Genomic DNA, 1,351 nt, shown 5'->3' with positions numbered 1-1,351 from the left:
ACGACCACCTCGCCATCGCGCGTCAGGTGCACGTCGGTCTCGATCACGTCGGCGCCCTGCGCGAGCGCGAGCTCGAAGGAGGCGAGCGTGTTCTCCGGGCGTTCGCCGCACGCACCGCGGTGGCCGAAGACGAGGGGACGCGCGCGCTCGAAGAACGGGTGCATCGCGCGATGGTAGTGTGCGCCGCGATGACCGTTCTCACGCGCGAAGTGCTGCTCGAGGAGATCGCTGCGCGGCGCATCGTGATCGAGCCGCTCGCGCCCGATCAGGTCGGGCCGGCCTCGATCGACCTCACGCTCGGCGACGAGATTCGCGTGATCGAGCGCAACACGGCGACGATTCCGATCCGCGAGGACACGGATTATCGCGAGCACACGCGCGTCGCCTCGCTCGCGCAGCCGTACGTGCTCGCGCCCGGCGCCACGATTCACGGCATCACGCGCGAGCGCATCACCCTCGCGCAGGATCTGTGCGGTCTGCTCGAGGGCCGCAGCCGCTTCGCGCGGCTCGGCCTGATGATTCACGTCACTTCGGCGTTCGTGCAGCCCGGCGTGTCGAATCGCCAGGTGCTCGAGATCAGCAACGTCTCGGGGCATCCGCTCGAGATCCACGCCGGCGTGCGCCTCTGTCAGCTCGTCGTGATGCGCGCCGAGGGCCGCGCGAGTTATCAGGGGCGCTTCGCGAAGCAGGACGCGCTGTAGTTGCGCGCAGTGGTGCAGCGCGTGTGCGAGGCGCGCGTCACGGTGGCCGCCGAGCTGGTGGGCGAGATGGGCGCGGGGCTGCTCGCGCTCGTGGGCGTCGCGAGCGAGGACGGCGAGGCCGACGCGAAGGAGCTCGCCGCAAAGCTCGTGCACCTGCGCGTGTTCCCCGATGCCGAGGGGCGCATGAACCGCTCGCTGCTCGAGACGGGCGGCACGCTCGGCGTGGTGTCTCAGTTCACGCTGCTCGGTGATGCACGAAAGGGGCGGCGGCCGTCGTACGTGAGGGCCGCTGAGCCTCCGCAAGCCGAGCCGCTGGTGGAGGCCGTGGTCCAGGAGGCGCGCCGGCTGGGTGTGACCACGATCACCGGGCGCTTCCGGGCCGCGATGCGCGTGGCGCTCGTGAACGACGGGCCCGTGACGATTCTGCTCGACACGACTCGGCAGTTCTGACGCTCCCGCGCTGCGACACAAAACGGTGTCGGGCGGGTTGCGCTTTCGAATTCGACTCCGAAACTCGCGTCCGATGGGTGAGCGGCGCGCAGCGCCGCGAGGGAGGTTCGAGATGCACAAGTTCATTCGCTCTGCGGCAGTCGCACTCGCGCTGGCTGCGCTGACGGTGACTCCCGCGCTCGCCGACGAGGCGACGCAGG

General features: G+C 70.1%; 3 protein-coding genes. 2 read left to right on the top strand and 1 reads right to left on the bottom strand.

Annotated elements, in window-relative coordinates; translation table 11 throughout:
• Positions 1 to 164 (bottom strand): glycerophosphodiester phosphodiesterase (locus FJ091_22245; GenBank protein ID MBM4386070.1); only part of this gene is annotated, 164 nt, incomplete at its 3' end.
• A 24-nt stretch (positions 165 to 188) separates the two neighbouring features.
• Here FJ091_22245 and dcd point away from each other — a divergent pair.
• Positions 189 to 701: a dCTP deaminase gene (dcd, locus tag FJ091_22240; protein ID MBM4386069.1), complete on the top strand. Its 513-nt coding sequence runs from the start codon at positions 189 to 191 to the stop codon at positions 699 to 701.
• Positions 702 to 1,151 (top strand): D-tyrosyl-tRNA(Tyr) deacylase, encoded by a 450-nt coding sequence (locus tag FJ091_22235; GenBank protein MBM4386068.1) that lies wholly within the window; start codon positions 702 to 704, stop codon positions 1,149 to 1,151.
• Positions 1,152 to 1,351 lie beyond the last annotated feature (200 nt).

It is taken from the genome of Deltaproteobacteria bacterium, assembly GCA_016875395.1.
Classification (GTDB): Bacteria; Myxococcota_A; UBA9160; order UBA9160; family UBA6930; genus VGRF01.
This window is presented reverse-complemented; position numbering and strand designations above follow the sequence as displayed.

What these genes read in the sequence shown, in the direction of transcription:
- dcd (MBM4386069.1), top strand. Translation starts at nt 189, where the DNA reads ATGACCGTTCTCACGCGCGAAGTGCTGCTCGAGGAGATCGCTGCGCGG.